This window comes from Nonomuraea mangrovi, from assembly GCF_042681425.1.
Classification (GTDB): domain Bacteria; phylum Actinomycetota; class Actinomycetes; order Streptosporangiales; family Streptosporangiaceae; genus Nonomuraea; species Nonomuraea mangrovi.
This window is the reverse complement of record NZ_JBHUFV010000047.1, coordinates 200,375-223,926: the sequence shown is the minus strand read 5'-3', so window position 1 is coordinate 223,926 and position 23,552 is coordinate 200,375. Positions and strand designations below refer to the sequence as shown.

Below are 23,552 nucleotides of genomic sequence, written 5' to 3'. Positions count from 1 at the left end.
GGTGGGGACGAGGTTCTGGCTGCTGCTGGGCGGATTCCTGGTCTCCTCGCTCGGGACGTGGATCTATCGGCTCGCCCTGCCGCTCATGGTCCTGGAGCTGACCGGCTCCGCGCTCGGCACCGGGCTGGTCTACGTGCTGGAGTACCTGCCCTATCTCGCCCTGGCGATGGTCGGCGGCGTGCTGGCCGACCGGCACAGCCGCAAGCTGATCCTCGTGACGGGCGACCTGGCAGCGGGCGCGCTCGCCCTCGTGCTCGCCGTGACGGTGACGCTGGGCGCGCCACCGCTCTGGCTGATCTATGTGATGGCCTTCCTGCTGGCCTGCGTCGACCCGCTCTACCAGCCCGCGTTCCGGGCGATCATGCCTTCGCTCGTGCCCGTCGACCGGCTGGCCCCGGCGAACGCCCGCATCCACATCGGCGAGCACGCGGTGAACATGGTGGGGCCCGTGCTCGGCGGCGCGCTGGTCGTCGCCTTCGGCCACCAGGTGGCGATCTACGTCGACGCGGGCACGTTCGTGGTGTCGGCGGCGCTGATCGGGTTGATCAGGACCGTGCCCGCCGCGGCGAGGGCGAGCAGGCCGGTGCTCGCCGATCTGCGGGAGGGGCTCAGGTTCCTGTTCAGGCAGGAGCGGACGGTTCTGACGCTCGCCTGCTACGCCTTCGCGGGCAACTTCGGGGTCTGGCTGCTGCTGGCCAACATGGTGTTCTACCTGACCTCCTACCATCACTTCACCCCTGACCAGATCGGCCTCGTCTACGCCTTCCAGGGCGCGGGCGCGGTGGTCGGCGGCCTGCTCGGTTCACGCCTGCTGCCGAAGGTGAGACCCGTCACGCTGATCAGCGCGAGCATGCTGATGGAGGGCGTGTCCATCCTGGCGATGATCCCCGCCCGAGGGCCGCTGCTGATCGGGCTGGCCTGGATGGGGCAGTTCGCCGCGGCGGGCGTCGGGATCGTGGCGATCATGACCGTCCGGCAGCGTCTCATCCCCGACCACCTGCTTGGCAGGGTGCTGGGCACGGCCCGCATGATCGCTTTCCTGGCCATCCCGATGGCGGCGCTGGCCGCGGGGGCGTTCGAGTCCGTCGTGCACAACGCCTACGCGCTCATGGCGTTCGCGGGCGTGGCCGGCCTCACGATCGCCGTGGCGGCGGGGCGCTCGTCGCTCAGGAACGTGGTTCTGGAGCCAGCCGCTCCCTGACCGGCGTCCTGGTGCCGATGGGGACGACGAGCGGGGTGCCCGCCACCGGGTCGGCGATGACCATGGCGTCCAGGTCGAACACCTCGCTCAGGAGATCCTCCGTCAGCACCTCGTGCGGTGTGCCCGCCGCGACGACCCTGCCCTCGCGCATGGCGACCAGGCGGTCGGCGTAGCGGGCTGCGAGGTTGAGGTCGTGCAGCACCATGACGATGGTCCTGCCCGCCTCGGCGTGCAGATGCCGCACCAGCTCGAGGACCTCCACCTGGTGGGCCAGGTCGAGAAAGGTCGTCGGCTCGTCCAGCAGGAGCAGGTCGGTGCCCTGGGCCAGGGCCATGGAGATCCAGGCGCGCTGCCGCTGCCCGCCCGACAGCTCGTCCAGCGGCCGTTCTGCCAGGTCGGCCAGGCCGGTCATGGCCAGCGCCCGCACGACCGACGACTCGTCGTCGGACGACCACTGGCGATACCAGGTCTGGTGCGGATGCCTGCCCCTGGACACCAGATCGGAGACGGTCAGCCCCTCGGGCGCCGTGGGCGACTGGGGCAGCATGCCGAGGACCTTGGCGACCTCGCGGGTGGGCATCCTGTCGATGCGCTTGCCGTCGAGCAGCACCTCGCCGCCCGATGGCTTCAGCAGCCGGCCGAGGGCGCGCAGCAGCGTGGACTTGCCGCAGCCGTTCGGCCCGATGATCGTGGTCACGGTGCCCGCCTCGACGCCCAGGTCGAGTCCGTCCACGATGACGCGCTCGCCGTACGCGAGCCTGACGTTGACGGCCTGGAGCCTCATCGGAACTCCTGAAGCGTGGAGACCCCGGGCTTCAGCCCTGGGGAGGAAACGCGGCACGGTGCCACACCTTCCGTTCGAACAAACACGCGATACTTAGCTGATCGTTCGGTAGAATGCGAGACGTGGCGCAGAGCGTGAAGCGGGCGTTCAAGTACCGCTTCTACCCGACGCCCGAGCAAGCCTCTGAGCTTGCCCGGACGTTCGGCTGCGCCCGCCTCGTCTACACCAAGGCGCTGGAGGAGCGCACCCGCGCCTACACCCAGCAAGGGCGCCGCATCTCCTACGTGGAGTCGTCGGCCGCGCTGACCGAGTGGAAACGCACCGACGAGCTCGCGTTCCTGAACGCGGTGTCCTCGGTCCCGCTCCAGCAGGCGCTGCGTCACCTGCAGGCCGCCTTCGCCGACTTCTTCGCCAAGCGGGCCAGGTACCCGGCGTTCAAGTCCCGCAAGAAGTCGCGGCTGTCGGCGGAGTACACCCGCTCTGCGTTCACCTTCCGCGATGGGCGGCTCACCCTGGCCAAGATGGACGGGCCGCTGGACATCGTGTGGTCGCGTCCGCTTCCCGAGGGCGTCGAGCCGTCCACGGTGACGGCGTCGAAGGACGCGGCGGGCCGCTGGTTCGTGTCCATCCTCTGCGAAGACGCGATCCGGCCGCTTGATCCGGTGGCGCGGTCGGTCGGGGTGGACGCGGGTATCACCGCCCTGGTGACGCTGTCGACCGGAGAGAAGGTCGTCAACCCGAAGCATGAGCGGGCCGACCGGCGCAAGCCGGCCAGGGCGCAACGGGAGCCGGCCCGCAAGGAGAACGGCTCGCTCAACCGGCGGAAGGCGAAGCTCAAGGTGGCGCGGGTGTATGCCCGGATCGCCGACAGGCGCCGTGATCACCTGCACAAAGTGACTACTCGACTCGTCCGTGAGAACCAAACGGTCGTGATCGAGGATCTTGCCGTGCGCAACATGGTCAAGAACCACCGCCTCGCGCGCGCCGTCTCGGACGCATCTTGGCGGGAACTGCGCGGCATGCTGGAGTACAAGACAAGCTGGTACGGGCGGAAGTTGGTCGTGATCGACCGCTGGTTTCCCTCCTCCAAGCTGTGCTCGGCGTGCGGAGCCCTTCAAGACACGATGCCGCTGAACGTCCGGAGCTGGGAATGCGTGTGCGGCGAGTCCCATGACCGGGATGTGAACGCGGCCAAGAACATCCTCGCGGCCGGGCTGGCCGAGAGGTGAAACGCCTGTGGAGCCGGCGTGAGACCCGAGCAGCGCAAGCTGGGCGGGCGGCCGGCGGTGAAGCAGGAAACCCGACCCGCGAGGGTTGGAGTCCCCCGGCTTCAGCCGTGGGGAGGAGGTCAATTGCGTGCCCTCCAGATGAGGTGGATCAGATACGGCGCGCCCAGCACCGCCGTGACGACGCCGACGGGCAGCTCGATGGGGGAGAAGGCGACTCTGGCGATCAGGTCGGCGGCGGCGGTGAGCAGCGCGCCCACGATCGCCGAGGACAGCAGCGGCGGCTGGGCTGACCTGGTCAGGCGCAGCGCGATCTGGGGCGCCGCCAGCGCGACGAAGGCGATCGGGCCGGCGGAGGCGGTCGAGACCGCGGCCAGCAGCACGGCGGCCAGGATCATCAGGCCGCGCGCCAGGTTCATCCGCACGCCGAGCGAGGTGACGGTGTCGTCGCCGTAGCGCAGCGCGTCGAGGGAGCGGGTGCCCAGCAGCGTCACGGGGATCAGCAGGGCCACCGCGATCGCGACCGGCGTGACGTGTTCCCATCCGCGCCCGTTGAGCGAGCCGCTGATCCAGACCATGGCCCTGCCGGTGTCGTTGACGTCGCCGACCGTCAGCAGCCAGAACTTGATGTTGGTGAACACCGCGGCCACGCCGATGCCGACCAGGACCAGGCGGTAGCCGTCCAGGCCGCGCCGCCACGCCAGGGAGTAGACGATCGCCGCGCCCAGCAGGCCGCCGAGCAGGGCGAGTGCCGGGATGCCGACGGTGGCGAGCAGGCCGCTGACCCCGCCGTAGACGCTGCCGGAGGCCACGACGCCGGCGACGACCGTGACGGAGGCACCGGTGGTGACGCCCAGGATCTCGGGGCTGGCCAGCGGGTTGCGGGCGATGGACTGCGTGATCGCGCCCGCGAGCGCGAGCGCGGCGCCGACCAGCGCGCCGGTCAGCGCGCGGGGCAGGCGCAGGTCCATGACGACGAAGTGGTTGGCGCTGCCGGTGTCGACGACGGCGCGGAGGACCTCGGCCAGGGACATGGGGATGTCGCCGATGCGCATGTTGAGCGCCATGAGCAGGACGACCAGGACGAGCCCGAGAACGGTCACCGCGACGCCGCGCGGCCGTACCCGCCAGGACAGGCCACCGATCCTGAGCGCGAGAGACGTCACAGCCGCACCGGCTTCCTGCGCCGCACCAGCGCGATGAAGAAGGGAGCGCCCATCAGCGCGAGCACGACGCCGACCTCCAGCTCGCCCGGAGGCGCGACCACCCGTCCGATGACGTCGGCCACCAGCAGCAGCGCGGCGCCCACGAGGCCGGAGAACGGCAGCAGCCACCGGTGGTCGGTGCCGGACAGCGGACGGGCCAGGTGCGGGACGATGAGCCCGATGAAGGACAGCGAGCCGCAGGCCGCGACCGTCGCGCCGGACAGCAGGGTGACGGCGGCGATGCCGACGCCCCTGGTCAGCGCGATGTTCTGGCCGAGGCTGCGGGCGACGTCCTCGCCCAGGGAGAGCGCGTTGAGCCCGGGTGCGTTGATCATCGCGAGGACGAGCCCGACGAGGATGAAGGGCACGACCTGCCAGACGACGTCCGCGCCCCTGGCGGCGATCGAGCCCGCCTGCCAGAACCTGAAGACGTCCATGGCCTGCTCGTCCACCAGGACCAGCGCGGAGGTGAGCGCGTAGAGGAAGGCGCTGACGGCGGTGCCCGCGAGGGCGAGTGTGACAGGGGTGGGCCCGCCGCGACCGCCGACCATGCCGAGTGCGAACACGCCGGCGCTGGCGATCAGCGCGCCCGCGAGGCCGAACCAGATGTAGGCGTACAGGCTGGTCGTGCCGAGGAAGATGATGCTCGCCACCATCGCGAACGCCGCGCCCTGGGTGATGCCGAGCAGGCCGGGATCGGCCAGCGGGTTGCGGGTGTGACCCTGCATCAGCGCGCCCGCCACGCCGAGTGCGACCCCCGCGAGGACGCCGAGCGTGGTCCTCGGCACCCGGAGGGAGCGGATGACGATGTCGTTCTCGGTGCCGGTGGGGGAGAAGAGCGCATGCCACGCGTCGGCGAGCGGAACGGCCTTCGAGCCGATCGTGATGCTCATCACGATGGCGACGGCGACGACGGTGAGAAGTCCGCAGAACACGGCACTGCGTCGTCCCACCACGTTTCCTTCCTTGTTGCCCGACCCGGTGAAGTATGCCAGCTTAGGCATAGCTAATCTAAATGAGGTTTGCCTTACCTAAACGCGAGAGGGATCCGATGAATGCGTTGCGCGCTATGGCCGTGGGCGTGGCGGGAGCCGTCCTGAGCCTGGGCCTGGCCGCCTGCGGCTCGACCACCACCGCCGCTGACCAGACCGCCGGGACGCAGTCGGCGGCGGCGCCCTTCCGTGTGATCAAGCACGCGATGGGCGAGACGAAGATCCCCACCCAGCCCAAGCGCGTCGTGGCGCTGGACCAGAGCTTCGTGGACGCGGTTCTCACGCTGGAGACACCCGTCGTCGGCTACACCACCTACCGCTCCATCGACGACAAGCTGCCCGACTACCTCGGCGCGGTCGCCGCGACGTACGGCAAGGAGGCCACGCCCGTCGGCACGCTGGAGCAGCCGAGCCTCGAGAAGATCATGGCGCTCAAGCCCGACCTGATCGTCTCGGCCAAGGTCAGGCACGAGGCCCTCTACGCCAAGCTGTCCCAGATCGCCCCCACGGTGTTCAGCGAGACCACCGGCGCGATCTGGAAGGAGAACATCCGCCTCATGGGCCAGGCGCTCGGCAAGGAGGACCTCGCCGAGACCACGATCAAGGCCTTCGAGGGGCGCGCCGCCAAGATCGGCGAGGAGATCAAGACGAAGGACGGCAAGCTGCCGACCGTCTCCGTCGTCCGCTTCGCCGGTGAGCCGACCACGCGCCTGTACGTCGAGAACTCCTACTCGGGCATCGTGCTGAAGGACGTCGGCTTCCCCCGTCCCGAGAACCAGCCGAAGGACCCGAAGGCGATCGCGGTCGACATCAGCCAGGAACGCATCGCCGAGTTCGACGCCGACCACATCTTCGTCTCCACCTACGCCGACCCCGCGGCCGAGGAGCCGAAGAAGCAGTTCGTGAACAACCCCCTGTGGGGCAAGCTCAAGGGGCAGAAGCACGACGTGACCGACATCACGTGGATGAGCGCCGTCGGCATCCAGGGCGCCCACGCGATCCTGGACGACCTCGCGAAGATCTTCGAGGTGGATCCGGCGCGGTCCGCCTGACCCTCCCGCTCTCCGTACGGCCCCGCGTCACTCCTGGCGCGGGGCCGCCGCCGTCCCGGGGTCAGGAGGACAGGAAGGCCCGGAAGGCGGCGAGATCCGGGTGGATGTCGATGCCCTGGGCGGCCAGCCACGCGTCGTCGCCGTAGGTGCCGCGGTACCTGTCGCCGCTGTCGCAGATGAGGGTGACGACGCTGCCCTGCTCGCCCGCCGCCCGCATCTCGCTGATGAGCTGGACGGCCGCCGCCACGTTCGTCCCCGTGGAGCCGCCGACGTCCCGCCCGGTGATCTGCCGTACCCACCGCATGGCGGCGATCGAGGCGGCGTCGGGCACCCTGATCATCCTGTCGATCACGCCCGGCAGGAACGACGGCTCGACGCGCGGCCGTCCGATGCCTTCGATCCGCGAGCCCTGCGCGCCCTCCTCCTCGCCCGACGTCCATGAGGGGTAGAAGGCCGAGCCCTCGGGGTCGACGACCGCGAGCCGCGTGCTGTAGCAGCGGTAGCGGATGTAGCGGCCGATGGTGGCGGAGGTGCCGCCGGTTCCGGCGCCGACCACGATCCACTCGGGCTCGGGGTAGGGCTCCATGGACATCTGCGCGTAGATCGACTCGGCGATGTTGTTGTTGCCGCGCCAGTCGGTGGCCCTCTCGGCGTAGGTGAACTGGTCCATGAAGTGGCCGCCGGTCTCGGTGGCGATCCTGCGCGACTCCTCGTAGATCGAGGAGGGATCGTCCACGAGATGACACTTGCCGCCGTAGAACTCGATGAGCGAGATCTTCTCGGGTGAGGTGGTCGCGGGCATCACCGCGACGAACGGCAGACCGAGGAGCCTGGCGAAGAAGGCCTCGCTGACCGCCGTGGAACCGCTGGAGGCCTCGACGATCGTGGTGAGAGGGCCGATCCAGCCGTTGGCCAGGCCGTACAGGAAGAGCGAGCGGGCCAGCCGGTGCTTGAGTGAACCGGTGGGGTGCACCGACTCGTCTTTCAGGTAGAGGTTTACGCCCCAGTGCGGGGGAAGCGGGAACACATGGAGGTGAGTGTCAGAGCTGCGGTTGGCGTCGGCTTCCACCTTTCGGATGGCCTCCGCAACCCAGCGCCGGACTCGGCTGTCGTGACGATCCACGTATTCCATGCGCCATACGCTATCTCATGTGACTCTGCACACAGTTAGGGTGCAATTGAGTAAAGAGTGTTACACTAATGAGACTTGTCCGGCCGTGGACGTGATGGTGCACGCCGCGAGCATACGGACCGATCGGCCCCCTGACCAGGTAAAACTCCTAACGCCGCCTTTACGTGGGCTTTGCGAGGATGGTGAAGCCTGGGCGTTCAACAGGCAACCGGGGGGAGAGCACGAGGGGGAATGTACATGATCACTATGACCGAAGAGCAGCGTCAGGACTGGTTCGAGCGCGACGTCGTGCCCGTGACCTCGCAGCTGTTCGCCTCCGCGATGCGACTTACCCGGAACACCGCCGACGCGGAGGACCTCGTCCAGGAGACGGTGGCGAAGGCGTACACCTCGTATCACCAGTTCCGTGAGGGCACCAACCTCAAGGCCTGGCTGCACCGGATCCTGACGAACAACTTCATCAACGACTACCGCAAGAAGCAGCGCTCCCCGAAGCTCTCGGCCGCCGAGGAGATCGAGGACTGGCAGCTGCACGCGGCCGAGTCGCACATGTCCAGCGGCCTGAAGTCCGCTGAGACCGAGGCGCTTGAGCGGCTGCCCGACAGCGCGGTCATGAACGCGCTGCGCGCCCTGCCCGAGGACTTCCGCGTCGCCGTCTACCTGGCCGACGTCGAGGGCTTCGCCTACAAGGAGATCGCCGAGCGGATGGGCACCCCCATCGGCACCGTGATGTCCAGGCTGCACCGCGGCCGCCGCCAGCTGCGCGGCATGCTGCAGGAGTACGCCCGCGAGGAGGGCGCCCTCCGCCTGCCGGAGCAGCGCGTCGCCGCCTAGAGCTTCATGTGCAGGCGCACGCGAAGTGCGCCTCCACCGGCCCGCACAGAGACGTGGTCGCACAACTGACGACTTATCCAGAGCCCGTATCCCCTGAGGGATTCGGGCTCTGGCGGTATGTAGCCGGGTAACGGATCGTCGAGCGGGCCGCCGCCCGGGTCGACGATCTCGCACACCACCTCGCCCGCCTCGCTCCACATGGTGACCGTGCCGTGGCCCGCGCCGTGCTCGATGCTGTTGGCGGCGATCTCGGAGACGCTGAGCACGAGCGAGGCCACGAGCTGGCGGTCCATCCCCGCCCGGGCGGCGAACTCCTTCACCGCCCTGCGCAGGCTCTTGAGTGTCCGCGTGCTGAACGAGGCCGTGGTCGCCGAGCTGTGCGGCTCGGTCAGCGGGGCCAGGTCACCGTCCAGCACCAGCGCATACGGTTCCACGTACCGCTCGTTCAGCACCGAGGGGTGGGTCTGCCAGGCCTTTCCCGCCGACTCGGTCGCGTAGGGGCAGAGCATGGTGGCGTCCGCTCCGGCCATGGCCACGTTGATGATCGACTCGTAGCGGATCCACTCGGTCGTCTCCCGCTCGCTCCAGCCCGCCCACGGCAGTTCGCCGACGACCAGCGTGCGCCGCCCCCGCATGTACTCGTGGAAGGCCGCGAGCGTGCGGTGCGGGTGCCGGTACCACTCGGAGGAGAGCCGGGTTTCCGCCGCCACGTCCAGCAGCGCGAGCTTGGCCGCGTCGGTGATCACCAGCACCTGTCTGCCCTCGGAGAGGGCGCGCGCGACCTGGGGGACGATCAGCCGGAGGAAACCCTCATCGGAGGCGTACGGCACCGCGACGTGCCTGAACGACTCGGCGGCGAGGGGCGCCCACTCCGGGTGCACGGACCAGAACGTAACAAGCGCTTGACTGCCTACGCAACGGCAATCAACGCCACCGCGCCGAGCGCGAAGGCGACACCCGCGACCTGTACCGCGTGCAGCCGCTCGCCGAGCACGTAGCGGGCCAGCACGAGCGTGCTGGCGGGGTAGAGGGAGACCAGAACGGCGACCAGGCTGAGCATCCCGTGCTGCTGGGCCAGCAGGAAGAGCACGTTGGCGGCCATGTCGAGCAGGCCCGCCACCGCGATGATGCCGAGCGCGCCCTCTCCTGGCCGCAGCGAGCGGCGGGTGACGACCGCCACGAGCACCACCATGGTCACCGAGGCGAGTCTCGCCCCGACCAGCGGCCACAGCCCGCTCTCGTCGGGTGCCTGGGCGAGCAGGACGAAGAACCCGCCGAAGCCCGCGCCGGCGGCGAGTGCCGCCACGATGGACGAGGCCGAGGACCGCTGCTCCTTGGCCGGGCTCCTGCTCACCAGCAGCACCGCCAGCAGGGCCAGGCCGACGCCCGCCAGCGCCATGACCTCCGGGCGCTCGCCGCTGGCCAGGCCGAACAACACGGGCAGCGCCGCCGAGGTGACCGCCGTCGTGGGCGCCACGACCGACATGACGCCGGTGGCCAGCGCCCGGTAGAAGAGCACGAGGCCGGCCGCGCCCGCGACGCCCGCGCCGAGACCCCAGACGATCGCGCCCTCGGAGAAGACGCCGGGCAGGAACGGCAGCATCGCGAGAATCAGCGCGAGTCCGGCGATCTGCGACAGCGTCACGACGGAGAGCACGCGGGATCGTCGGGTCGCCAGTCCGCCGCAGAAGTCCGCCGTCCCGTAAACGATCGCGCATGCCGTGGCCAGAATCACCGCTGTCATGGGCCTAGTACAACACATTGCCAAGAGTGTTCACTACACTGGACCACATGGATCCTGAGACGATCACCGCGGCGATCGCCACCAACGTCAGAGCCCAGCGCGCCCACCGCGGCCTGACGCTCGACGCCCTCGCCGCCAGGTCAGGGGTGAGCCGCGGCATGCTCGTCCAGGTCGAGCAGGGCAGGACCAACCCCAGCATCACGACGCTCGTGCGCATCGCCGACGCCCTCGGCGTCAGCGTCGCCAGGCTCGTCGAGGTCTCCGAGACCCCGTTGGTGCGGGTCGTGCCCCCTGGCGACATCGTCACCTTCCGGCAGGGCGAGGGCTCGGCGCGGCTGCTGGTCGGCACCGACGCGCCCGCGATCCTGGAACTGTGGGACTGGCGGCTGGCGCCCGGCGAGCACCACGACGGCGACGCGCACCCGCCCGGCACCCGCGAGATGCTCACGGTCCTCCAGGGCGAGCTGACCCTCACCGTGTACGGCAAGAGCCACGTCGTCCACGTCGACGGCGCCGTGGTCTTCACCGCCGACCGCCCGCACCGCTACGCCAACAGGGGCGAGGAGGAGCTGCGGTTCGTCATGGTCGTCAGCGAGCCGCGGGAGACGCCCGACCAATAGCGGCGAACCGCCCCCACGAAACGGTCCGCGGTTCCATGATTACCGTATGTGTTTTGCGTTGGAGGCACTCGATCGCCCCCAAGCTGGGTACATCCCCCTTGTGCGACACGTCCTCGACAGGGGGTTGCGCGTTGACTGAGTCCCGTGCGGCGATCGAGAAGCTACACGCGGAGCTGACGGGCCTGGGTGTGACCAGTGCCTACGAGGTGGGTGACGACGCCACTCTCTCGGTCTGGATAGGGCTTGTCGTGCGCTACCGCGACGGGTTCTACCGATGGCAAGAGAGCTCGGTGAAACGTCGGCATTTGGGTACGGATCCCGTTGGATGTGCCATCAGAGTGGCGCGTCGCTACACGGAACTGCAGGCTGATATCCCAGTCTGGTGGCAAGACCTGGCGAAAGGGCTTCGGGGGGGCTCGGTCCAGGACTATCCGTGATGTGATCCCCCGAGCCGCTTTCGGGGGGAAGCATGCGGGTGTGGTCAGGGTTGCTGGCCGTTGCGTTGGTGGCCGGATGTGGCGCGCCTGCGGCGGTCGAGCCCGTCGACGTCGTGCGCCTCAGCGCCAGGGCACCGGCTCGCGTCGACCTCGCCACACTGGCCAGATCTCTCGCGTCGATCCAGCCCGGCTGGCCGCGTCCCCCGGTCACGACCGACTGCAGGAAGGTCAAGTGCGTCGCGCTGACCTTCGACGACGGTCCCGGTGAATACACGCAGCGGCTGCTCGACGAGCTCGGCCGCCTCCACGTGAAGGCGACGTTCTTCGTCGTCGGGCAGATGGTGGCCGCCGACAGTCATCACACGCTGCACCGCATGGTCGCCGAGGGGCACGAGCTGGGCAACCACTCCTGGAGCCACGCCGAACTGCCCAGGCTGACGGACGCGGGGATCGAGCGGGAGCTCGGGCGGACCCAGGAGCTGGTCCACAAGCTCACCGGCGTGCTGATGAAGGTGATGCGCCCGCCGTACGGGTCGACGAACGCCAGGGTGACGGCGGAGGCCCGCAGGCTGGGGCTCGCCCAGATCCTCTGGAGCGTCGACACCCTCGACTGGCGCGACCGCGTCGCCACGGTGGTGGCCAGGCGCGCCTGCAAGGCCACGCGCGGGTCGATCGTGCTGATGCACGACATCCACCGCAGCACGGTCGAGGCGGTGCCCGCCGTGGTCACCGACCTCGCCCACAAGGGCTACCGGTTCGTCACCATCTCCGAGCTGTACGGCAAGCCGCCCGCTCCCGGCAGGAAGTACTCCGAACTATGACAAACGGCTACGGTTTCGAAGGGCCCACGATCCAGCTGGGCGTGCTCATGGCCGAAGGGGAGCCGCAGCCGGGCTCGTTCATCGGCATGCCGCTGCGGATGTTCAACAGGCACGGGCTGGTGGCTGGCGCGACCGGCACCGGCAAGACCAAGACGCTGCAGCTGATGGCCGAGCAGCTCTCGGCCCAGGGCGTGCCGGTCTTCCTGGCCGACATCAAGGGCGACCTGTCGGGCATGGCCTCGCCTGGCCAGCCGTCGGAAGGACTGCTGAAGCGGGCGCAGGGAATCGGCCAGGACTGGTCGAGCGCCGCCTGCCCGGTGGAGTTCTACGCGCTGGGCGGGCTCGGCGAGGGAGTACCGCTGCGCGCCACCATGACCGCGTTCGGCCCCACGCTGCTGTCCAAGGTCCTCGACCTCAACGACACCCAGGAGTCCTCGCTCGGACTGATCTTCCACTTCGCCGACACCAACGGACTGCCCCTGCTGGACATGAAGGACCTGCGGGCGGTCATCCAGTACCTCATCGACACCCCCGAGGTGCTGAAGGGCGTCGGCGGGCTGTCGAAGCAGACGGCAGGGGTGATCCTGCGGGCGCTGACCAACCTGTCGTCCGAGGGCGCCGACCAGTTCTTCGGCGAGCCCGAGTTCGACACCCGCGACCTCATGCGGGTCACCCCCGACGGCAGGGGAGTGGTCTCCATCCTGGAGCTGCCCGCCGTACAGGATCGGCCCGCGATGTTCTCCACCTTCCTGATGTGGCTGCTGGCCGACCTGTTCGGCGACATGCCCGAGGTCGGCGACCCGGACAAGCCGAAGCTGGTGTTCTTCTTCGACGAGGCGCACCTGCTGTTCACCGACGCCTCCAAGCCGTTCCTCCGCTCCATCACCCAGACGGTGCGGCTGATCAGGTCGAAGGGGATCGGCGTCTTCTTCGTGACACAGACGCCGAAGGACGTGCCCGCCGACGTGCTGGCCCAGCTCGGGGCGCGGATCCAGCACGCGCTGCGCGCCTTCACCCCGCAGGACGCCAAGGCGCTGAAGGCCACGGTCTCCACCTTCCCGCACTCCGACTACGACCTGGAGGAGCTGCTCACCCAGCTCGGCATCGGCGAGGCGGTCGTGACCGTCCTGTCGGACAGGGGCGTGCCGACGCCGGTGGCGTGGACGAGGCTGCTCGCGCCCCGCTCGCTGATGGCGCCGTCGGACCCGGCCGTGGTGCGCGGCATCGTGTCGGCCTCTCCGCTGCTGCCCAAGTACGGCCGGCCCATCGACAGGCAGTCGGCCTACGAGCTGCTGGCCGCCAAGATGGCCCCGCCGCCTGCGGTTCCCGCCCCCGTACCGGCCGAGCCGCCGCGCAGGCAGGAGCCCACGGTACTGGAGGCGGTGTTCGGATCGTCGATCTTCAAGTCGTTCGCGCGGTCCGCCGCCAGCTCGCTGGGCAGGGAGCTCAGCCGCTCGATCTTCGGCACGGCCAGACGGCGGCGCTGAGTGTCGGCGCAGCATGGCACCCTGTGAAGATGGGATTCACCGGCTTCCCCGACGAGGCCTTCCTCTTCTACGAGGGCCTCGAGGCTGACAACAGCAAGGTCTACTTCTCGCGCCACAAGGAGCTCTACGAGCAGGCGGTCAGGGCGCCCATGCTCGCCCTGACCGAGGAGCTCGGCGCCGAGTTCGGCGTCGCCCAGCTGTTCAGGCCGTACCGAGACGTCCGCTTCGCCAAGGACAAGTCGCCGTACAAGACCCACCAGGGCGCCTTCGTCGACGTCATGCCGGGCATCGGCCTCTACGTCCAGCTCGACGCCTCCGGCCTCTACACGGCCGGCGGTTTCTACAGCACCGCCGCCGACCAGGTGGCCCGCTACCGGGCGGCCGTCGACGAGGACGTGTCGGGCAAGCCGCTGCAGCGCATCACCGACAGGCTGACCGGGGCCGGCTACGTCGCGGGGGGCGACAGGCTCAAGACCAGGCCGCGAGGGGTGCCCGAGGACCACCCGCGCCTCGAACTGCTGCGCCATCGCTCCCTCTACTTCGGGCGGCGTTTCGAGCCCGAGCCGTGGGTGCACACCGAGGAGGTCGCCGACCGGGTCCGCGCCACCTGGCGCGACTACGCGCCGCTGGTCGACTGGCTCTGCGCCCACGTCAGGGGCAGCGAGCTGCCGCGCCGCTGACCCGCGTGCCCTCCCTCCTGTCTCCGAGCTGGGCGGCACTGCGGGCCGCGCACCGGGCGCGGATCCCCTCCTCGCTGCGGCATGGTCCCGTCAGGCCGATGCTGTGGCGCCGGCCGTTCGCGGCCGCGGCGGGCGTGCTGTTCCTGCTGAATGCGCTGATGCTGGCCGTCGGGGCGGGCGGCGGTCCCGCAGGGGTAGGCGTGGCCGCGCTGGTCGCGCTGCCTGTGGGGCTGTGCCCGTACCGGCCGATGGCGGCGTGGTGGGCGATGCTCACGGGACTCCTCGTGGCCACGCCGTTCACGATGATCGTCGGCCAGGACGCCCTGCCGCCGTGGTTCCTCAACCTGTCCGCGGCGCAGCTTCCCGTGCTCTACGCGCTCGCCCTGTCGGTGCCGCTCGGTGCCGTGATCCCTGCGCTGGCCGTCACGCTGAGCGCAGGCGTCCTCGCTGTCGCGCTCATCGGCGGCGCCCACGACACCGTCGCCTTGACGCAGGGCGCGCTGATCTGGAGCCTCGAGCTGATCCTCACTGTGGTCCTCGGCCACACACGCAGGGCTCGCAGGAAGGCGACGCTTCGGATCGCCGAAGAACGCGGCCTGCGCGACGTGCTCGAAGAGCGGGCCAGGATCGCCCGCGACCTGCACGACGTCGTCGCCCACCACATGTCGGTTATCGCGGTCCAGGCGGCCACGGCGCCCTACCGGCTGGGCGAGGACATGTCGGCGGCGGTGGCGGCCGAGTTCGACGCCATCAACGCCGCCGCCCGCTCGTCGCTGGGCGAGCTGCGCCAGCTGCTCGGCGTGCTCCGCGACCCCTCGGCGGGGTGGCAGGGCATCGCCGAGGTGCCGGCGCTGGCCGCCTCGGTCCGCAGCGCGGGACTTCCCCTGCGGCTGGAGCTTCCCGAGCCGCCGCCCGCCCTGCCGCCCGAGGTGTCGCAGGCGGCCTACCGGATCGTCCAGGAGGCGCTGAGCAATGTCGTACGGCACGCCACCGGGGCCCCGACCACCGTGTGCGCGCGGCTGGACGAGGAAGGCGGCAGGCTGGTGATCGAGGTGACGAACGAGCGGCCGCCGTCGGCGGTATCGCCCGCGGCCTCGGGCCATGGGCTCGAGGGCATGCGCGAACGGGTGTCCGCCCTCGGCGGCTCCTTCGCCGCCGGCCCTGACGGCGACGGCGGCTTCGCCGTACGGGCGGTGCTGCCCGTGGGTTCGACGACCGCCGCGGGAGAAGATCATCGGACGAGCCCGTCGGCTCGTGGAGAGAAGGCAGTCGGATGATCTCGGCGGCTCGCGTGGAGAGGACAGTTGGATGATCTCGGTGCTGATCGCCGAGGACCAGGGCATGGTCCGCGCCGGGTTCGCCGCGTTGCTGGCCGCGCAGCCCGACATGCGCGTCGCGGGCGAGGCGGCCGACGGGGTGGCGGCGGTGGAGGCGGCACGTGAGCTGCGACCCGATGTCGTGCTCATGGACATCAGGATGCCGCGCATGGACGGCCTGCAGGCCACCAGGGAGATCCTCGGGATGGCCCGGGCCTCGTCGAAGGTGCTCATCCTGACCACCTTCGACGCCGACGACTACGTCTACGCCGCGCTGCGCGGCGGGGCCAGCGGATTCCTGCTGAAGGACGCTCCGCCGTCCGACCTGATCAACGGGGTGCGGGTGGTCGCCGCGGGCGAGGGGCTGCTCGCGCCGTCGGTGACGCGCAGGCTGATCCAGGAGTTCGCCGCCAGGAAGCAGACCGACGGTCGTGAGGCACTCAGGCTCAACGCGCTGACCACCCGCGAGACCGACGTGCTCAGGCTCATCGCCGGGGGGCTCGCCAACGCCGAGATCGCCGCAGAGCTCACCGTCGCGGAGGAGACGGTGAAGTCCCACGTCGGCCGTCTGTTCGGCAAGCTCGGCCTGCGCGACCGCGCCCAAGCGGTGATCTTCGCCTACGAGAGCGGGCTGGTGGTCCCCGGCCGCTGACTGCCCCCCACGGGGTGAGAAGGCAGCGGCCGAATGCGCTCCGTGGCGGGATCCAGCCGCACCCATCGCCTTCCTACCGTCTCCCCGTCACCACAAGGACGGGGAGATCATGTCGACGAGGTTGGAGCTCATAGCCGGCGCTTTCCGCGCCGGTGCCGCGCTGGCGCTCAGTGAGCCGGAGATCCTGGGATTGCCCCAGCTCATCCGGGCGGGCGACGTCTGCTTCGACATCGGCGCCGCCTACGGCATGTACACCTACCCGCTGGCCGCGCTCGTCGGCCCGGCCGGGCAGGTCCACAGCTTCGAGCCGCTGCCCAACCCCTACCGGATCCTGGCGGCGGGGTGCCGGGTCGCGGCCGCCCCGCGCATCCGCGCCACCAACGCCGCGCTCGGCCCCGAGCCGGGCGCCGAGCGCATGACGCTGCCCTTCCGTTTCGGCCTGCCCATCCACGGCTGGGCTCACCTGCGCACGGGGCAGCAGCGGCCGGGCAGGCACGTCTCCTTCTCCTCGGCCAAGACGCTGACGGTGGAGGTCCGCGGCGTCGACGAGTACTGCGCCGCGGCCGGCATCGACCGCGTGGCCTTCATGAAGGTCGACGTCGAGGGCTTCGAGGCCAGGGTGCTGGAGGGCGCGGCCGAGATCATCGGCAGGGACAGGCCCTCGCTGCTGCTGGAGATCGAGGACCGTCACCTCGACAAGTACGGCATGCGCTCCGAGGATCTGGTGGAGCCGCTCCTGGGGAGCGGCTATCTCATGTACGCGTGGTCGCGCCGCGGGTGGGCCAGGGTCAGGGCGGTGACGACCGCTCGGCGTAACTACCTGTTCGCCGAAGAGGGCCGGCTCACGGGCCGCCCTGGCTGGTCGCGGTGTCGCCCTTGAGGATGCGGTCCACGGTCTGGCCGGCGGCGGAGGTGGCGGCCGTGGTGCCGGCGGCGATCACGACGGCGACCAGCGGGGTGGCGAGGCTGCGGACGCTGCGGACGTTGCGCACCCTGGCCCACGGCTCGCCGGCGGCGAACATGATCCGCCACTCCCAGTAGAGCCCGAGGCCGATGAAGACCAGCGCGCCCTGCCCCACCACGATCGCGACGACCTGCAGCTTGTCGAATCCGCCGATGTCGGGGTCGACGAGCGAGGGAACGTAGGCCGACAGCTCGGTGACGAGCGCCACGCTCATCACGTAGAGCGCCTTGGTGACCGGCTGCGTGCCGCGCAGGCGGGGATAGAAGTAGCCGTAGAAGAACCCGAAGGCGGGCAGCGTGAACATGAATCGCGCGTCGAACACCCAGGTGGTCAGCTCGGGCCCGTCGGGCCAGCCGTAGATGAGCGCGAAGGGCAGCGACAGCAGCAGGCTGACCACGAACGCCGCCAGGCCGTTCTGCCATGGCGTGCAGCCGGCCGAGGTGGCGAAGGCGGTCTCGGTGTGCGGCGGGTCGAGGGTGAGGGCGCGGTCGAGGTCGAGGCGCTGGCGTTCGAAGTCCTCCATCGTGAGCTCGCCGGATCCCAGCTTGCCCCTGCTCAGCCGGTAGAGCTCCTGCTCGGAGCCGTGCAGCACCCGCCGGTGCAGCGCGTTCCTGATCAGCTCGCGGTGTTCGGCGCGGGAGGACGGCTCGGCGATCTCGGGGCGTGGCCCCGACAGCAGCCAGATGGCGGCGGCCCACGCCACCAGCGAGGTGATCGCGAGGGAGGGAAGCGGCAGGTCGATCGCGGTGGAGTCGGGGTCGGTGCGCGGGGTGAGGTACAGGACCATCAGGCAGACGATCACCGTGGCCACCACCGCCGGGTTGGCCATGGCGTCGGGCGTCGCCCCCAGCCGCCGCAGCCTCAGCACGAGCAGCGCGAACGTCAGCAGCAGCAGACCGAGCGCCCCGCGCGTGACCTCGTTGAGCGGCTGACCGAACACCAGCGGAGGCGGCGTCGTCGGAGTGATCTGGTCCGGCTGGACGCTCCACGAGCCGGCGTCGAGCCATTCCGTGGGCCAGCCGAGCAGCAGCAGGCTGCCCAGCACGGCCACCACGATCGCGACGCGCGACCAGGAGCGGGTGGCGACCGCGATCCCGGCGATCGGGATCAGCGACCAGCACAGCGCCAGCACCAGCCGGACGCTGTCGGGAGGGAAGTAGCCGCCGCTCATCAGCGCCCGCACCCACAGCGCCAGCGCCAGCGCGGCCACGGCGACGCCCGCCGTCACCGCGGCCAGCCTGGCCACCAGGACGGCGATGCCGAGGTCGGCGCCGAAGGCCACGGCCGAACCCGCCGCCGCCAGCGCGGCCGTCACCGTGCCCACGGCGAGGGTCAGCGGCGGCACCTGCCCGTGGACGAACGCCCAGAACAGCATGCCGCTGGCCACGAGCACGCCGAGGCCTGTGACGAGTAGCGCGTCCTTCGAGGTCCACGGTGGCCGGTCGGGCACGATCCTGCGCGCGTGACGCAGCGCGAGCACGGGCACGGCGCCGAACAGGATGACAGGACCCAGGTACGGCATGCGCGCCAGCAGCATGGCGAGCAGGAGCGCGACCACGCACAGGGCGATCCCGGTCGCCAGCTCCCTGTTGGGCGTCCGCTGCCACCATGATGCGCCGAGCGCCCTGCCGAGGAAGACGGTCAGCGCGATCGCGGTGAAGACGCTGAGGATCGGCGTCCAGGAGAACAGGTCCGTCTGCTCGGCGTCCGGCCTGCCGTAGGACTCGTGGGCGAGCCGGACCGACACGGGCGCGGTGTAGGCGTTGAAGACCAGCCGTCCCGCCTGCTCCCTGTCGGGCGTCACCCGCTCGACCCTGATCACCGTCCACGTGGGCGCGATCAGCGTGATCTCGCGCGCGGACACCGCTCCCTGCTCGGTCGGCGGCACGAAGTCGAGTTGCGGCAGGGCGTCGTTGCCGACCTGGCGCAGCATGGTGATCGTGAAGCGCACGGTGGTCCGCGAGCCCGAGGTGGTGAGCACGGGGGCGAGCCTGCTGGTGGGTGCGAGGACGGCCGAGCCGCCGTCGGCCTTCACCGCGCCGAGCCTGCGGTCGGTGAATCCCTGGATGTCGTCGGGGAAGGGCCCCTCGGATCTGAGCAGCGTGGCCAGCAGATCGGTGCGGTCCAGTACGAGGCGGTGGACCACGGTGATCTTCAACTGTCTGGCCCGCTCGTCGAGCCTTCCCTGCGGGACGACCGCGAGGTCGGCGTCGGTCGCGTCGGCGATCGTGACCTCGGTGGTCAGCTCGGGAGGGGTGCGGGGGGAGTGTTCCTGCGCGCCGTACACCTCGAGCAGGGAGGGGGAGGGAGGCTCGGGGCTCGGGGCTGACCGGGTGACGGGGCTGGCCACGGCGACGCACCAGACGATGGCTCCCACGGAGATCGCAGCGAGCGCGTACGCGACGATCTTCCTCAGCCGGCCCACAACCAGCATGATCCACGCCGGTCGGTAACGGACTGATTACTTCAGCGCACCAGCAGGAGCACGATGGCGACGAAAACGAGCCAGGCGGCGAGATATGTCAGATTCGTCCGGTAGGACACGACACCCATGACGGCACCTCCTCTCGCGCCCCAGCATCGTGGCGTGCGCTAAAGGTCCGGTTGTGCCTGACTTGCGACCTACCTGCGAAAACACGAAGACCCCGGTCATCTATGCCCGACATGGGCAGGATGACCAGGGTCTTCGGCGGACCCTCGACAGGGTCGCTCCCGGTGGGAACGGCCCTGTCGGGGCAGGGCGTCAGTTGGCGCGCTTGGCGCGGGCGGCGGCGCGCCCGCGGGTGGCGGCGTCGAGGACGACCTTGCGGATCCGCACGGTCTCCGGAGTGATCTCCACGCACTCGTCCTCGCGGATGAACTCCAGCGCCTGCTCCAGCGACAGCACCCGCGGCGGGATGAGCGTCTCGGTCACGTCGGCCGTGGAGGAGCGCATGTTGGTGAGCTTCTTCTCCTTGGTGATGTTGACGTCCATGTCGTCGGAGCGGGAGTTCTCGCCGACGATCATGCCCTCGTACACCTCGGTGCCGGGCGAGACGAACAGGATGCCGCGCTCCTGCAGGTTCGTCATCGCGAACGCGGTCACGGGGCCCGAACGGTCGGCGACCAGCGAGCCGTTGTTGCGCGTGCGCAGCTCGCCGAACCACGGCTCGTAGGCCTCGAAGACGTGGTGGACCAGGCCGGTACCGCGCGTCTCGGTGAGGAACTCGGTGCGGAAACCGATCAGGCCGCGCGCCGGGACCACGAACTCCATCCGGATCCAGCCGGTGCCGTGGTTGGTCATGTGCTCCATCCGGCCCTTGCGGACGGCCAGCAGCTGCGTGACCGCGCCGAGGTACTCCTCGGGGCAGTCGACGGTCAGGCGCTCGACCGGCTCGTGGATCTTGCCGTCGATGGTCTTCGTGACGACCTGCGGCTTGCCCACGGTGAGCTCGTAGCCCTCGCGGCGCATCTGCTCGACCAGGATGGCCAGCGCCAGCTCGCCACGGCCCTGGACCTCCCACGCGTCGGGGCGGTCGGTGGGGAGCACGCGCAGCGACACGTTGCCGACGAGCTCCTTGTCGAGGCGGTCCTTCACCATGCGGGCGGTGACCTTCGAGCCCTTCACCTTGCCCACGAGCGGGCTGGTGTTGGTGCCGATCGTCATCGAGATGGCGGGCTCGTCCACCGTGATCAGCGGGAGCGGGCGCGGGTCGTCGGGGTCGGCGAGGGTCTCACCGATCATGATCTCCGGGATGCCGGCGATCGCGATGATGTCGCCGGGGCCCGCCTCCTCGGCCGGCTTGCGCTCCAGCGCTTCGGTCATGAGCAGCTCGGTGATCTTGACGCGCTGGATCGTGCCGTCGGTCCTGCACCAGGCGACCTGCTGGCCCTTCTTCATGGTGCCCTGGTGGATGCGGCACAGCGCGATCCTGCCCAGGTAGGAGGAGGCGTCGAGGTTGGTGACGTGAGCCTGCAGCGGCGCGCTCGGGTCGTAGGTCGGCGCGGGGATCGTGCGCTTGATCACGTCGAACAGCGGCTCGAGGTCCTCGGAGTCGGGCATGCCGCCGTCGTCGGGACGCTCCAGCGAGGCCCGGCCGGCCTTCGCCGAGGCGTAGACGATCGGGAAGTCGATCTGCTCCTCGGTCGCGTCGAGGTCCATGAACAGCTCGTAGACCTCGTCGACGACCTCCTTGATGCGGGCGTCGGGGCGGTCGACCTTGTTGATGCACAGGATGACGGGCATCTTCGCGGCGAACGCCTTGCGCAGCACGAACCTCGTCTGCGGCAGCGGCCCCTCGGAGGCGTCCACGAGCAGCACCACGCCGTCGACCATCGACAGGCCGCGCTCGACCTCGCCACCGAAGTCGGCGTGGCCCGGCGTGTCGATGATGTTGAGGGTCATGTCGCCGTGCTTGACCGCGGTGTTCTTGGCGAGAATGGTGATGCCCTTCTCGCGCTCGAGGTCGTTGGAGTCCATGACACGGTCATCGACGTCCTGGTTGGCGCGGAAGGCTCCGGACTGCCAGAGCATGGCATCCACGAGAGTGGTCTTGCCGTGGTCGACGTGCGCGATGATCGCGATGTTCCGCAGGTCGTCGCGGCTGTTCAAAGGCATGATGAGGTCTCACTCTGTGTTCGTGGAGGCTGGCCGCGGGACGATGCGGCGCCACCAGTTTAGTTGATCCCGTTACCACCCTTGGTGCAGTGGGCATGACAGGGCAGACTTCACCCCGTGTCCTCCCACTTGCGGCATGTCCGACGCCTGCTCGACGAGCGGCGTTTTCCTTGGGCACACGCCTACGTCGACCGGCTGATCTCCGACTCGCCCCTCGACCCCGAGCCGTGGCTGCTGAGGGCGCTGATCCTCGACCGCCAGGGCCGCCCGAACGGGGAGGCGGTACGGCGGGCCGAGGAACTGGGTGGCGACTACACAACGCTGAGGAACAGCGTTCCTGTTCCCTCGGATGCCCGGCGTCCGTGGTGGGACGGGTGGGCGGTGGAGATCGTGGCGGCGCTCCTGCTCGGCGGGCTGGTGGCGCCGCTGGTGTGGCAGGGTGAGCGGCTGGCCGCCATCGGGCCGGGGGACTGGTTCGTCGTCGTCTACGTGGCCGGCCTCCTGGCGGTGCGCGGCGGCCTGTGGACGCTCACGATCCGGCGGCGGGAGGGGCTGTCGAACATCCCCGCCGCCGTACGGGCGCGCAGGGACGCCTCCAGGGCCTTCTACGCCGGGCTGGACGACGCCGGGCTGCGTCACCACGTGGGCGGTTCCGCCAGATTCCTGTGGACGGTGGCGCTGGTCGGGACTCTGGCCTACGGGCTGCTGCCGATCGAGGACCAGGCGGTGGCGCTGCGGTCCGGCGCGGTCATCGCCTTCGTCGCGGTGACGGCGGGAGCGTGGCAGGTCATGGGGGCAGGACCGGTGCGGCGGGCGCTGCGGGTGAGCTGGGTCGTGTCGCTCAACGCCGCGCTTGGCGTGATCTGGCTGGCGGTGACGCTCGCCGCCCCCGGGTGGGACGCGGCGCCGTACCTGCTGGTGTGGGGGCTGGCCGGGTGGCTGCCCCTGCTCATCGCGCGGATCACCGCCCGCCTGAGCTGAGGAAGGGCACCAGGTGGCGGCGCGCGAAGGCGCGCGCCTGGTCGTCGGTCTCCAGCGGGATCGCCGAGGACGGCGTCAGCAGGAACGACAGCGAGACCCTGACGAACATCTCCGCGATCGCCTCCGCGTCCGGCGAGTCGAGGTGGGCGGCGACGAACTCCCTGGCCACCGCCAGGTACGGCGCCGCCCCCGTCGTCAGGTGCGGCAGGATCGTCTCAGGCTCGGTGACCAGCAGCCGGGCCAGCAGCGAGTGGCCGCGCACCACGCGCAGAGTCAGGGCGAACCCCTCGACCACCTGCTCGGCGGCCGTCGGCAGCGGCGCGACCGCGCGTTCGAAGTCACGCAGGAACCGGCGCAGCTCTCTCAGCATGACGCCGTGGACGAGGTCGTTCTTGCGGGCGAAGCGCCGGTAGACGGTGACACGCGCCAGGCCTGCCTGCCTGGCGACGTCGTCCACGGTGGTCCTGCGCACCCCGAAGGCCAGAAATCGTTCGTAGGCGGCGTCGAGGATGCGCTCGTTCGCCGAGTCGGAGCCGTCGTCGGCGCGCAGGAGCTCCACCAGCGTCATGAGACAACAATAGGAGTCTTGTACCACCGCGTCTCCGCGGTGTGATCGCCGAGGCGCGGCCGCAAGGGCGCGGCGGCGGGCCCCGGCCGGTGAGCGCCGTGATCTGCGCCTGCGCCGCCATAGCGAGTTCGTCTCGCGGGAACGGATCGAATCCCAGGAGATACCGCTCCATGTGCGCGAAGATGGGACCGCGCCGCTGCTCGACCCCGGACCGCTTGTGCAGGCGAGTGATCGCCTGCACACTCGCGGTAACGCTTCC

The 23,552-nt window shown here is 70.1% G+C and carries 20 protein-coding genes and 1 pseudogene; 12 read left to right on the top strand and 9 right to left on the bottom strand.

Annotation, left to right across the window (positions count from 1 at the left end):
* Position 1: 1 nt before the first annotated feature.
* Positions 2 to 1,201 carry an MFS transporter gene (locus ACFSKW_RS31130; protein ID WP_379576043.1) on the top strand — a complete coding sequence of 400 codons (1,200 nt, stop codon included), beginning with the start codon at positions 2 to 4 and terminating at the stop codon, positions 1,199 to 1,201.
* Here the strand turns inward: ACFSKW_RS31130 and ACFSKW_RS31125 are convergent.
* The gene (locus ACFSKW_RS31125; protein ID WP_379576042.1) at positions 1,167 to 1,985 is read right to left on the bottom strand and encodes an ABC transporter ATP-binding protein; all 819 of its coding nucleotides are present in this window, start codon (positions 1,983 to 1,985) and stop codon (positions 1,167 to 1,169) included. The two genes, ACFSKW_RS31130 and ACFSKW_RS31125, sit on opposite strands and share 35 nt — an antisense overlap.
* A 113-nt stretch (positions 1,986 to 2,098) precedes the next feature.
* On the opposite strand from ACFSKW_RS31125, the pseudogene ACFSKW_RS31120 reads away from it, so the two are divergent.
* Positions 2,099 to 3,283: pseudogene (locus ACFSKW_RS31120) on the top strand (RNA-guided endonuclease InsQ/TnpB family protein); the annotation flags it as partial.
* Between the two features lie 50 nt (positions 3,284 to 3,333).
* Here ACFSKW_RS31120 and ACFSKW_RS31115 read toward each other — a convergent pair.
* Positions 3,334 to 4,377 carry a FecCD family ABC transporter permease gene (locus ACFSKW_RS31115; RefSeq protein WP_379576041.1) on the bottom strand — a complete coding sequence of 348 codons (1,044 nt, stop codon included), beginning with the start codon at positions 4,375 to 4,377 and terminating at the stop codon, positions 3,334 to 3,336.
* Positions 4,374 to 5,420 carry a FecCD family ABC transporter permease gene (locus ACFSKW_RS31110; protein ID WP_379576040.1) on the bottom strand — a complete coding sequence of 349 codons (1,047 nt, stop codon included), beginning with the start codon at positions 5,418 to 5,420 and terminating at the stop codon, positions 4,374 to 4,376. Before ACFSKW_RS31110 ends, ACFSKW_RS31115 begins: the two co-directional genes overlap by 4 nt.
* Positions 5,421 to 5,467: 47 nt before the next feature.
* Between ACFSKW_RS31110 and ACFSKW_RS31105 the strand changes: the two genes are divergently transcribed.
* Positions 5,468 to 6,460, top strand: a complete 993-nt coding sequence (locus tag ACFSKW_RS31105) for an ABC transporter substrate-binding protein (RefSeq protein ID WP_379576039.1) — start codon at positions 5,468 to 5,470, stop codon at positions 6,458 to 6,460.
* Between the two features lie 61 nt (positions 6,461 to 6,521).
* Here the strand turns inward: ACFSKW_RS31105 and ACFSKW_RS31100 are convergent, their stop codons facing one another.
* Complete coding sequence (locus tag ACFSKW_RS31100; RefSeq protein ID WP_379576038.1) at positions 6,522 to 7,592, bottom strand: PLP-dependent cysteine synthase family protein; 1,071 nt, start codon at positions 7,590 to 7,592, stop codon at positions 6,522 to 6,524.
* A gap of 237 nt (positions 7,593 to 7,829) precedes the next feature.
* On the opposite strand from ACFSKW_RS31100, the gene ACFSKW_RS31095 reads away from it, so the two are divergent.
* Complete coding sequence (locus ACFSKW_RS31095) at positions 7,830 to 8,426, top strand: sigma-70 family RNA polymerase sigma factor (protein ID WP_379576037.1); 597 nt, start codon at positions 7,830 to 7,832, stop codon at positions 8,424 to 8,426.
* Here ACFSKW_RS31095 and ACFSKW_RS31090 read toward each other — a convergent pair.
* Positions 8,423 to 9,307, bottom strand: coding sequence for an anti-sigma factor RsbA family regulatory protein (locus tag ACFSKW_RS31090; protein WP_379576036.1), 885 nt, complete (start codon positions 9,305 to 9,307; stop codon positions 8,423 to 8,425). The two genes, ACFSKW_RS31095 and ACFSKW_RS31090, sit on opposite strands and share 4 nt — an antisense overlap.
* A 29-nt stretch (positions 9,308 to 9,336) precedes the next feature.
* Complete coding sequence (locus ACFSKW_RS31085) at positions 9,337 to 10,170, bottom strand: EamA family transporter (protein ID WP_379576035.1); 834 nt, start codon at positions 10,168 to 10,170, stop codon at positions 9,337 to 9,339.
* A gap of 47 nt (positions 10,171 to 10,217) precedes the next feature.
* On the opposite strand from ACFSKW_RS31085, the gene ACFSKW_RS31080 reads away from it, so the two are divergent.
* From ACFSKW_RS31080 to ACFSKW_RS31050, 7 genes are all read left to right on the top strand, one after another.
* Complete coding sequence (locus ACFSKW_RS31080; RefSeq protein WP_379576034.1) at positions 10,218 to 10,790, top strand: helix-turn-helix domain-containing protein; 573 nt, start codon at positions 10,218 to 10,220, stop codon at positions 10,788 to 10,790.
* 469 nt (positions 10,791 to 11,259) lie between these two features.
* Positions 11,260 to 12,048, top strand: a complete 789-nt coding sequence (locus ACFSKW_RS31075) for a polysaccharide deacetylase family protein (RefSeq protein WP_379576033.1) — start codon at positions 11,260 to 11,262, stop codon at positions 12,046 to 12,048.
* A complete protein-coding gene (locus ACFSKW_RS31070; RefSeq protein WP_379576032.1) occupies positions 12,045 to 13,535 on the top strand; it encodes a helicase HerA-like domain-containing protein in 1,491 nt (496 codons plus the stop codon). Before ACFSKW_RS31075 ends, ACFSKW_RS31070 begins: the two co-directional genes overlap by 4 nt.
* A 29-nt stretch (positions 13,536 to 13,564) precedes the next feature.
* Complete coding sequence (locus ACFSKW_RS31065) at positions 13,565 to 14,215, top strand: DUF2461 domain-containing protein (protein WP_379576031.1); 651 nt, start codon at positions 13,565 to 13,567, stop codon at positions 14,213 to 14,215.
* Between the two features lie 5 nt (positions 14,216 to 14,220).
* Positions 14,221 to 15,492 (top strand): sensor histidine kinase, encoded by a 1,272-nt coding sequence (locus ACFSKW_RS31060; protein WP_379576030.1) that lies wholly within the window; start codon positions 14,221 to 14,223, stop codon positions 15,490 to 15,492.
* A 31-nt stretch (positions 15,493 to 15,523) separates the two neighbouring features.
* Positions 15,524 to 16,183 carry a response regulator gene (locus ACFSKW_RS31055; RefSeq protein ID WP_379576029.1) on the top strand — a complete coding sequence of 220 codons (660 nt, stop codon included), beginning with the start codon at positions 15,524 to 15,526 and terminating at the stop codon, positions 16,181 to 16,183.
* 109 nt (positions 16,184 to 16,292) lie between these two features.
* A complete protein-coding gene (locus tag ACFSKW_RS31050; protein ID WP_379576028.1) occupies positions 16,293 to 17,063 on the top strand; it encodes an FkbM family methyltransferase in 771 nt (256 codons plus the stop codon).
* Here the strand turns inward: ACFSKW_RS31050 and ACFSKW_RS31045 are convergent.
* Positions 17,026 to 19,572 carry a hypothetical protein gene (locus tag ACFSKW_RS31045; RefSeq protein ID WP_379576027.1) on the bottom strand — a complete coding sequence of 849 codons (2,547 nt, stop codon included), beginning with the start codon at positions 19,570 to 19,572 and terminating at the stop codon, positions 17,026 to 17,028. The genes ACFSKW_RS31050 and ACFSKW_RS31045 overlap by 38 nt on opposite strands.
* A 318-nt stretch (positions 19,573 to 19,890) precedes the next feature.
* On the bottom strand, positions 19,891 to 21,744 hold the full coding sequence (typA, locus tag ACFSKW_RS31040; protein WP_379576026.1) for a translational GTPase TypA: 1,854 nt from the start codon (positions 21,742 to 21,744) through the stop codon (positions 19,891 to 19,893).
* 117 nt (positions 21,745 to 21,861) lie between these two features.
* Between typA and ACFSKW_RS31035 the strand changes: the two genes are divergently transcribed.
* Positions 21,862 to 22,725 (top strand): hypothetical protein, encoded by an 864-nt coding sequence (locus ACFSKW_RS31035; protein ID WP_379576025.1) that lies wholly within the window; start codon positions 21,862 to 21,864, stop codon positions 22,723 to 22,725.
* Here ACFSKW_RS31035 and ACFSKW_RS31030 read toward each other — a convergent pair.
* Positions 22,706 to 23,293, bottom strand: coding sequence for a TetR/AcrR family transcriptional regulator (locus tag ACFSKW_RS31030; protein ID WP_379576024.1), 588 nt, complete (start codon positions 23,291 to 23,293; stop codon positions 22,706 to 22,708). The genes ACFSKW_RS31035 and ACFSKW_RS31030 overlap by 20 nt on opposite strands.
* Positions 23,294 to 23,552: the final 259 nt, after the last annotated feature.

Excerpts from the sequence above, each read along its gene's own strand:
- ACFSKW_RS31125 (WP_379576042.1), bottom strand. The coding sequence starts at position 1,985 with ATGAGGCTCCAGGCCGTCAACGTCAGGCTCGCGTACGGCGAGCGCGTC.
- ACFSKW_RS31110 (WP_379576040.1), bottom strand. The coding sequence starts at position 5,420 with ATGCCTAAGCTGGCATACTTCACCGGGTCGGGCAACAAGGAAGGAAAC.
- ACFSKW_RS31105 (WP_379576039.1), top strand. The coding sequence starts at position 5,468 with ATGAATGCGTTGCGCGCTATGGCCGTGGGCGTGGCGGGAGCCGTCCTG.
- ACFSKW_RS31100 (WP_379576038.1), bottom strand. The coding sequence starts at position 7,592 with ATGGAATACGTGGATCGTCACGACAGCCGAGTCCGGCGCTGGGTTGCG.
- ACFSKW_RS31095 (WP_379576037.1), top strand. The coding sequence starts at position 7,830 with ATGATCACTATGACCGAAGAGCAGCGTCAGGACTGGTTCGAGCGCGAC.
- ACFSKW_RS31085 (WP_379576035.1), bottom strand. The coding sequence starts at position 10,170 with ATGACAGCGGTGATTCTGGCCACGGCATGCGCGATCGTTTACGGGACG.
- ACFSKW_RS31080 (WP_379576034.1), top strand. The coding sequence starts at position 10,218 with ATGGATCCTGAGACGATCACCGCGGCGATCGCCACCAACGTCAGAGCC.
- ACFSKW_RS31075 (WP_379576033.1), top strand. The coding sequence starts at position 11,260 with ATGCGGGTGTGGTCAGGGTTGCTGGCCGTTGCGTTGGTGGCCGGATGT.
- ACFSKW_RS31070 (WP_379576032.1), top strand. The coding sequence starts at position 12,045 with ATGACAAACGGCTACGGTTTCGAAGGGCCCACGATCCAGCTGGGCGTG.
- ACFSKW_RS31065 (WP_379576031.1), top strand. The coding sequence starts at position 13,565 with ATGGGATTCACCGGCTTCCCCGACGAGGCCTTCCTCTTCTACGAGGGC.
- ACFSKW_RS31055 (WP_379576029.1), top strand. The coding sequence starts at position 15,524 with ATGATCTCGGTGCTGATCGCCGAGGACCAGGGCATGGTCCGCGCCGGG.
- ACFSKW_RS31050 (WP_379576028.1), top strand. The coding sequence starts at position 16,293 with ATGTCGACGAGGTTGGAGCTCATAGCCGGCGCTTTCCGCGCCGGTGCC.
- typA (WP_379576026.1), bottom strand. The coding sequence starts at position 21,744 with ATGCCTTTGAACAGCCGCGACGACCTGCGGAACATCGCGATCATCGCG.
- ACFSKW_RS31030 (WP_379576024.1), bottom strand. The coding sequence starts at position 23,293 with ATGACGCTGGTGGAGCTCCTGCGCGCCGACGACGGCTCCGACTCGGCG.